Below are 1,553 nucleotides of genomic sequence, written 5' to 3'. Positions count from 1 at the left end.
GTGGCGGCGTAGAACCCGGCCGAGCCGCCGGCCAGCGCGGTCAGACCGAAGCCCCAGCCGGTCAGCAGCCCAGCAGCGGGTCGTCCAGCAGCCGGTCGGTGTCCCGGATCAGCTGCTCCCAGTCCTTCACCAGGTAGGAGCGGCAGGCGTGCAGGAAGCGCACCGACGGGTCCTCGTCGGGCGGCGGGCAGTCAGCCAGGGCGCGGTCGAGCTCGGCCAGGTGCCGGCCGTCGAGCCAGTGCGAGGCGTGCGCGAGCGCGAGGTCGCGGCCGTCCTCCAGGACCGGCTGCACCCACCAGCCGAGCCAGTACCAGGAGCTGAGCGGGCGCCGGTGGCGCAGCCGCTGCTCGCCGAAGCGGGCCCGGTGGCGGTGCATCGCGAGCAGTGCGCCGGAGGTGTCGCAGCGCAGTGCGTGCAGTCCGAGCCAGGCGTCGGCCATGCCCGGATCGAGCCGGACGGCCGCGCGGAACTCCTCCTCGGCGCGGGCGTAGGAGCCCGCCGCGTACGCGTCCATCGCCCTGAGCCAGGCCCGGTCGGCCTGCCTGTGCGGTCCTGTGCCGCCGGAACCGTTGCCGCTGTCCACCGTCACCCCACGCCCCCCGCAGTGTGCATCGAGGCCCGGTCGGCCGACGGATCGCCGGACGGACCATCCGTCAGTTCGCGCAGCCCCCGGGGCGCATGCGCGCCTGCCTGGAATCGTACCGGGGCCGCGCTGATCCGGAAGGGTGCCGCGCCGGGTCAAATATCCGTGGCAGCGCGGTCGTTGAGCGGCGGGCGGCGGGGCCGCGAACGCAGAACGGCATCTCCGGCTCACGGGGGAACAAGCCGGAGATGCCGTGTCGAGAGGTTGCGAGATCAACAATCTCGCGACGCCATGAACTTAAATCCTGGCGACAGCCCAGGTCAAGAGGGTGATGCGGGTTCACCGTGGGTACACCCGACGATCCTCCCGGTGATCCCGTCGACCGTCACGTCGGCGTGCGGACGGCTCGGGTCGGCGGCGAAGTGCGCCCGCTCCGCGCGGATCCAGCTCTGCCAGAACGCCGCCAGTTCCGGGCCGTCCCGCAGCAGCCCGCGGGCGTTCGCGGACGCGGCGTCAAGCTCCATCCACACCAGGTGGGCGAGCACCGGGCGCACCGCGCGCCGGCCCGCGCCCACCCCCTCCACCAGTACCACCGGGGCGGCCGGCACCGTGCACGGCTCGCCGAAGCGGTGCCGCTCCCAGTCGTACACCGGGTAGGTGGCGTCCTCGCCGCGCGCGAACGGGGCCAGCACCTGGTCGTGCAGCCGCCCCGTCCAGCCGAAGGGCTCCTCGTGCGTGGCCAGGTCGTCCAGGTGCACCACCGGGGCGCCGCCCAGTTCGGCGGCGAGCTTGTCGGCGAAGCTGGTCTTGCCCGAGCCCGCGTGTCCGTCGACCGCGACCAGCCGGACCGGGCCCAGGGACGGCGGCAGTGCCGCCAGCCGGATCGCGAGATCACCGAGTTCCGTCATGCGGCCAGCGTACGGCGGCGCACCGCCGGGACCGGAGCACCCCGGAGCGGGCACGCGTGCCG

Annotated in this window: 1 protein-coding gene and 1 pseudogene; both read right to left on the bottom strand. The window is 74.2% G+C overall.

What is annotated here, in order from left to right:
• Positions 1 to 67: 67 nt before the first annotated feature.
• A pseudogene (locus tag ABZ641_RS36780) lies at positions 68 to 514 on the bottom strand (CbxX/CfqX); the annotation flags it as partial.
• A 389-nt stretch (positions 515 to 903) separates the two neighbouring features.
• Positions 904 to 1,491 carry a hypothetical protein gene (locus ABZ641_RS36775; protein ID WP_344626546.1) on the bottom strand — a complete coding sequence of 196 codons (588 nt, stop codon included), beginning with the start codon at positions 1,489 to 1,491 and terminating at the stop codon, positions 904 to 906.
• Between the last annotated feature and the right edge of the window lie 62 nt (positions 1,492 to 1,553).

Origin of the sequence: Kitasatospora sp. NPDC007106 (assembly GCF_040634455.1) — a bacterium.
Taxonomy (GTDB): Bacteria; Actinomycetota; Actinomycetes; order Streptomycetales; family Streptomycetaceae; genus Kitasatospora; species Kitasatospora arboriphila.
The sequence above is the reverse complement of the archived record's forward strand: the minus strand, read 5'-3'. Positions and strand labels throughout refer to the sequence as shown.

Coding starts and splice junctions, on each gene's coding strand:
- ABZ641_RS36775 (WP_344626546.1), bottom strand. CDS start 1,491: ATGACGGAACTCGGTGATCTCGCGATCCGGCTGGCGGCACTGCCGCCG.